The sequence below is a fragment of the Polaromonas sp. genome (assembly GCF_018780625.1).
Taxonomy (GTDB): Bacteria; Pseudomonadota; Gammaproteobacteria; order Burkholderiales; family Burkholderiaceae_C; genus Polaromonas.
In genome coordinates this window covers 1-6,263 of record NZ_JADMJK010000019.1, presented here as the reverse complement: position 1 = coordinate 6,263, position 6,263 = coordinate 1, and the positions used below count along the sequence as shown (strand labels likewise).

Sequence of the window (6,263 nt, the reverse complement as noted above, 5' to 3'; positions counted from 1 at the left end):
AAGGCACGTCGTGAGGCAATGCAGGCATGCCGGCCTATTTTTATTTTTATTTTTAATAAAATCAGTCGACAGCCCTTTTTACACGGACTCTTTTAGCTATTTAATCAATAGCATTTTTAGTCAAAAAAATCCCGGCATGCTTGCGCATGGCCGGGATTTTCAAGGCGTTGGTGCCGCGAATGCACGCCGCAGTGGCATGCATTCGCACCTCAATTACATGCCGAATTTGGCTTTGGCGTCACTCAGGCAGGTGTCTTTGGCGGCACCGGCCAGGCTGTCGCAACGCTCTTTGGCGGCCTTGTAGTCGGCTTCGCGGGTCGCGGCACTGGCGTCCTTCTTGACCTCGCCCATGGTCTGGGCTTTTTCCTTGCTGGTGTCCACGGCGGCCTTGACCACTTTGGCGTCTTCCTTGGCTTTTACAAGCGCGGCCTTGGCGTCCTTGACGCAGACATCCTTGGCGTTGCCCGCGAGGTCATCGCACTTTTCCTTGGCGGTCGCGTAGGCGGCATCACCCTTGGCCAAAGCGATCTTCTGGGTGTTTTTGGCGCTTGGCTTGTACTGGGCCTCCAGTTCGGCCTTGGCGACCTTTTCGACGCCCTTGGCTTCAGCCACGCAGATGTCTTTGGCGTTGGCTTTCAAGGTCGCGCATTTGTCGCGGTTGACTTTGTAGTCGGCGCTGATCTGGTCTTTTTGGGTCTTGTATTCGTCTTTGGTCAATGCCATGGCGTTGCCGGCAAAGGCACAAGAAACGGCAAACGTCAGCGCGAGTAATTTGATTTTCATGATGAATCCTTGAATGCGTTTTGAATGAATGGGAGCGGGGAGTTGGACCGAACCTGGCAGGCTCAGTAGCGCTCGAAGAAATTGGTTGGATTTTTCTCACGCCATGCCGTGACCTGCTTTTCGGCCTCTTCCAGAGTGATGCCATGACGTTCCTGGAGCTTGCCCAGCAGCTGGTCACGCTTGCCGGCGATGACATCCAGATCGTCATCGGTCAGCTTGCCCCACTGCTCTTTGAGCTTGCCCTTGAATTGCAGCCAGTTACCTTCAACGCGATCTTTGTTCATGGTTTTTCTTCCGGTTGTTGATGAGCCCGCCGGGAATTTGTGGCGGTTTTTCAACGACCGCAAGCCCCGTTACAGATGGAGGAAGCGTAGCAACGAAGCCATCAAGTACGGGTAGTCCCGCACATTCGGCAGCCGTAGGCTGATGCCTACAGCCAAGCGCTGCGTACAGGCTGGCGCGCTACTTTGCCCGCAAGGTACGGCTGAGCAAGGCCACCGGCAGCAGGCCGACCAGCACCAGCGCCAGCGCCGGCAGGGCTGCCTCACCCAAGCGCTCGTCGCGCGCCAGCTGGTAGGTGACCACGGCCAGGGTGTCGCTGTTGAAGGGGCGCAGGACCAGCGTGGCGGGCAGCTCCTTCATCACATCGACAAACACCAGCAGCCCGGCCACCGCCACCGAACGCTGGAGCAGCGGCCAGTGCACGCGGGCCAGCAGCCCGGCGCCGGTGGTGCCCAGCATGCGGGCGCTGTCGTCAAAGCTGGCCGGAATGCGGGAGTAGCCGCTCTGGATGGTTTGCAGGGCCACGGCGCTAAAGCGCACCAGGTAGGCCCAGACAATGCCGAGCACGGTGGCGGTGATCCAGTAGCCGGCGCCGGTTTGCGGTGCGGCCGCCTGCAGCCAGCCCACGGGCAGCAGCAGGCCCACCACAATCACGGCGCCCGGCACGGCGTAACCCAGGCTGGCCAGCTGGATGGCGGCGCGGTTGAGCAGGTTGGGCTGGCGGCGCACGGCAAAGGCCAGGCTGAGCGCCAGCGCCGTGGCCAGCACCGCGCTCAGGCTGGCGAGCCAGAAGCTGTTGATCGTCCAGCTTATAAAGTTGTCCCACAGCAGGTTGTCCCAGCCCAGAATCAGCGGGCGCAGCATGAACAGCACGGGCAGCACAAAGCCCAGGGCAATCGGCAAGGCGCAGACCAGCCAGGCCGCCAGCGCGCGCGCGCCTTGGAGCTGAACCGGCGCCGCATCGGCCGCGCCCGCGCGCCCACCCCGCGCGCCCGCAAAACGCATGCGGCGCTGCGCGCTGTGCTCAATGCGCAGCAGCACGGCCACAAAAATCAGCAGCACGGTCGCCAGCTGGGCGGCGGCCATGCGGTTGTCCATGGACAGCCAGGCCTTGTAGATGCCGGCGGTGAAGGTCTGGATGCCAAAGTAGCTGACCACACCGAAATCGGCCAGGGTTTCCATCAACGCCAGCGCCACGCCAGCGGCCACGGCCGGCCGGGCCAGCGGCAGGGCCACCTCGCGAATGCGCCGGGACAGCGGCGCGCCCAGCAGGCGGGCCGCTTCCATCAGGTGCACCGCCCGCTCCGACAGCGCGGTGCGGGCGAGCAAGTACACATACGGGTAAAGCGCTACGGTAAAGACCAGCACGGCACCGCCCAGGCTGCGCACTTCAGGCAGCAAGCGGCCCTGCAGCCCGAAGGCGGTACGCAACCAGCTCTGCAGCGGCCCGCCGTACTGCAAAAAGTCGGTGTAGGCATAGGCCACGACGTAGGCCGGCATGGCCAGCGGCAACAGCAAGGCCCACTCAAAGGTGCGCCGGCCCGGAAACTCGAACAGCGTGACCGCGCTGGCCGTGGCCATCCCGACTGCGGCCACGCCAAAGGCGACAAACAGGCACAGCAGCAGCGAGGTCCAGACGTAGTCCGGCAGCACGGTTTGCAGCATCTGGCTGAGAATAGAGGCGGCCTCGCCATCGAACTGCAGCCAGGACAAAAGCACGGACACGACCGGCAAGGTCAGCAGGCCGACCAGCACCGCCAACAGGGTGGACGGTAAATAAATAAATAAAATGCGGCGGAGCATGGAGATCCGAAAAAAGGCGGTTGCAGGAGGCATCAGGTGGCCCAGCCGCAGTCGCTGTGGTCTTTGCAGTCAGTCACTGCAAATGAGAATTGTAAGCATCTACAATCGACTTCATGTTTTTAGATGTCTCCCAACTGGGTGTGCACTACGCAGGCCAGCCCCACCCTGCCGTCGAAGGCGTGTCGTTCAGTCTGCAGGCGGGCGAAATCGGCGTGTTCATCGGCCCCTCGGGCTGCGGCAAAACCACCTTGCTGCGCGCGGTGGCCGGACTGGAACGGGCGCAGGCGGGCACCATACGGCTGGCGCAGGAAGTCGTCAGCAGCCCGGCCGTCCATATGCCGGCAGAGTTGCGCCGCATTGGCATGGTGTTCCAGGATTACGCGCTGTTTCCGCACCTGAATGTGGCCAACAACGTAGCGTTCGGGCTCACGCACCTGGCCACCGCTGCGCGTGCGCAGCGTGTCAGCGAAGTGCTGGACCTGGTGGGCCTGGGCAACGCGCACAAGCGCTTTCCGCACGAGCTGTCGGGCGGGCAGCAGCAACGGGTGGCGCTGGCCCGTGCGCTGGCGCCGGCGCCGCGACTGCTGCTGCTGGACGAGCCTTTTTCCAACCTGGACGTGGATTTGCGCGAGCGCCTGGCGCACGAGGTGCGCGGCATCCTGAAGGCGGCCGGCGCAACGGCCCTGTTTGTCACCCATGACCAGCTCGAAGCGTTTGCCATTGGCGACCGGATTGGCGTGATGCACGAAGGGCATTTGCACCAATGGGAAGACGCCTATGCGCTGTACCACCGGCCGGCCACGCGCTTTGTCGCCAACTTTATTGGTCACGGCGTGTTCACGCAGGCGCGCATTGAGCAGCGCGCCAGCGAGGTGGTGGTGCACACCGCGCTGGGCGACCTGACCAACATGCAGGAATGCCCGCTGCCAGACGCCTACCCCGGCGGGCTGTGCGATGTGCTGCTCAGGGCCGACGACATCGTGCATGACGACCATTCACCGGTCAGGGCGCAGATTTTGCGCAAGGCGTTTCGCGGCTCGGACTTTTTGTACACGCTGCGGCTGCCCAGCGGCGAGACCGTGGTGGCGCTGGTGCCGTCGCACCACGACCATGCCCTGGGCGAGTGGATTGGCATACGCGCCGAGGTGGACCATGTGGTGACCTTTGCGCGCGAGGCGACGGCCAGCAGCGCAACGGACACGGACGCGCTGATCTAGTCTCGCCGCAGCCGTTCAATCTCTTCGCGCAAGGACTCCGACCACACGCGCCGGGTTTGCCCCTGGTGGGCCTGGGGCGCGCCAAAGGTCACGACGGTTTTCAAGCCTTTGGCAGTGAGGGTGCGCCAGATTGAGCCCAGCAAGGTTTCGTCGCCCACATAGCTGGGGGCAAAGCTGGTCGCTCCGCTGTCGGCGTCAATGAACTTGAGCGCCATCGGCTGGACCGGCACCGACGCCTCGATGGCGGCCTGGATCAGGTTGGCATGAAAGGGCTTGAGCGTGATGCCGTCCCCGGTCGTGCCTTCCGGAAACACCGCCAGAATGTCGCCTTCCCGCAGCCGGTCGGCCATTTGCCCGACCACCCGGTGTGCATCGCGGCGCGACCCGCGTTCCAGGTACAAGGTGCCCGCGCCCGCCGCCAGCGTGTTGACCACGGGCCAGCCTTTGATGTCGGATTTGGAGACAAACCGGCAGTGGCGCGACGCATGGATGACCAGGATGTCGAGCCATGAAATATGGTTGGAGACCAGCAGCACCGGCCCGCCGGCCGGCGGTATGCCGATGACCTCCAGCTCGATCCCCACGATACGCAGCATTTGACCCGACCAGGCGTGCACGCGCGCATCGCGGTCGGCCTGCTCCAGCTTTGGAAAAACGATTTTGATGGTCAAAAAGCCATGCCCGGTATGCAGCATGGCGCGCAGCAACTTCCAGGAAATACCCAGCAGCTTCATGGCGCGATCCGGCGCTTAAGGCGCGGCTTCAAAAGCCACCTGGCCGCCCACCAGCGTCCAGCGCACACGCACGGGCAGCGCGTGGCCCGAAAAAGGCGTGTGCTTGCCCTGGCTGCGCAAGGCGGCCGGCTCGACCATCCAGCTGCTGTCCGGGTCAAACACGCAGATGTCAGCCACACCGCCCTTGACCAGGCGGCCCGCGCTGGCCTGCAAAGTGCCCAGTGCGTCGCCCAGCACCCGGGCGGGTTCGCTCGTCAGCACCGCAAGGGCACGCATCAGGCCGCCCGGGCTGTCGCTGCCCCATTTGCAGGCCAGGCCCAGGAGTAGCTCAAGGCCGGTCGCGCCGGGCTCGGCTTCGGCGAACGGCAGGGTTTTGGCGTCTTCATCGACCGGGGTATGGTCGGACACCAGCGCATCTATCGTGCCGTCGGCCAGGCCCTGGCGGATCGCGTCGCGGTCACGCTGCTGGCGCAGCGGCGGGTTCAAGCGCATGCGGCTGTCAAAGTAGCCAATGTCCACGTCGGTCAGGTGCAGGCTGTTGATGCTGACATCGCAGGTCACCCCCAGGCCTTCAGCCTTGGCCTTGCCCACCAGCGCCACGCCTGCGGCGCTGCTGATGCGGCACAGGTGCACGCGCGCGCCGGTGGCCCGCACCAGTTCAAAAATTGTGTGCAGCGCAATCGTTTCGGCGGCCACCGACACGCCGCTCAGGCCCAGGCGCGTGGCCAGCGCACCGCTGGCCGCCACGCCTTTTCCCAGATGCAGTTCTTGCGGACGCAGCCAGACGGTGTAGCCAAAGGTGGCGGCGTACTGCAGCGCGCGCAGCAGCACCTGGGTATTGGCCAGCGGCACCTCGGCCTGGCTAAAACCGACGCAGCCTGCTTCAGTCAGCTCGACCATCTCGGTCAGCGCGTCGCCTTTGAGGGCGCGGGTCAGCGCGCCCAGCGGGAACACGCGCGACTGGTGCAGCTTTTCGGCGCGGAACTTGAGCATTTCAACCAGGCCGGGCTCGTCGAGCACCGGGTCGGTGTCGGGCGGGCACACCACGCTGGTCACGCCGCCCGCCACGGCGGCCGCCAGTTCGCTCTCCAGCATGCCTTCATGTTCGTGGCCGGGCTCGCCAAGCCGGGCCGACAGGTCGATCAGACCCGGCGCCACGATGCAGCCGGTGGCATCCAGGGTTTTGTTGGGCGCGAAATCGGCCGTGCTGCCGTGCAGCGACACGATGCGGCCCGCGGCAATGCACACGTCGCCGATTTGGTCGAGTCCGGTCGCCGGATCGATGACACGGCCATTTTTAATCAGTAGTTTCATTTGATTTTTCTGGAAAAAGGCCGCTGCGCCGGGCCGCCCCAAGCAAGGCCAGCCCCCTCGGGGGGCAGCGCAGTAAGCGAAGCGACAAGCATGGGAGCGACACTCCCGAGCCAGCAGGGGCCGCGGAACC

General features: G+C 64.3%; 6 protein-coding genes. 1 reads left to right on the top strand and 5 read right to left on the bottom strand.

All coding sequences use genetic code 11. The features are described from left to right. Nucleotides 1-213: 213 nt before the first annotated feature. The 3 genes from IV091_RS01605 to IV091_RS01595 all read right to left on the bottom strand — a co-directional run bounded on the left by IV091_RS01605 (nucleotide 214) and on the right by IV091_RS01595 (nucleotide 2,868). Entirely contained in the window at nucleotides 214-783 is a 570-nt protein-coding gene (locus tag IV091_RS01605; protein WP_293464285.1) for a hypothetical protein, read from the bottom strand. Nucleotides 784-845: 62 nt separating this feature from the next. Next, entirely contained in the window at nucleotides 846-1,067 is a 222-nt protein-coding gene (locus IV091_RS01600; protein ID WP_293464283.1) for a CsbD family protein, read from the bottom strand. 178 nt (nucleotides 1,068-1,245) lie between these two features. Further along, a complete protein-coding gene (locus IV091_RS01595; RefSeq protein WP_293464281.1) occupies nucleotides 1,246-2,868 on the bottom strand; it encodes an iron ABC transporter permease in 1,623 nt (540 codons plus the stop codon). A gap of 113 nt (nucleotides 2,869-2,981) precedes the next feature. Here IV091_RS01595 and IV091_RS01590 point away from each other — a divergent pair, with 113 nt between their 5' ends. Next, the gene (locus IV091_RS01590) at nucleotides 2,982-4,085 is read left to right on the top strand and encodes an ABC transporter ATP-binding protein (RefSeq protein ID WP_293464279.1); all 1,104 of its coding nucleotides are present in this window, start codon (nucleotides 2,982-2,984) and stop codon (nucleotides 4,083-4,085) included. Here IV091_RS01590 and IV091_RS01585 read toward each other — a convergent pair. Beyond that, nucleotides 4,082-4,819: a lysophospholipid acyltransferase family protein gene (locus IV091_RS01585; RefSeq protein WP_293464277.1), complete on the bottom strand. Its 738-nt coding sequence runs from the start codon at nucleotides 4,817-4,819 to the stop codon at nucleotides 4,082-4,084. The genes IV091_RS01590 and IV091_RS01585 overlap by 4 nt on opposite strands. Nucleotides 4,820-4,834: 15 nt before the next feature. Beyond that, nucleotides 4,835-6,133: a dihydroorotase gene (locus IV091_RS01580; protein WP_293464275.1), complete on the bottom strand. Its 1,299-nt coding sequence runs from the start codon at nucleotides 6,131-6,133 to the stop codon at nucleotides 4,835-4,837. Nucleotides 6,134-6,263 lie beyond the last annotated feature (130 nt).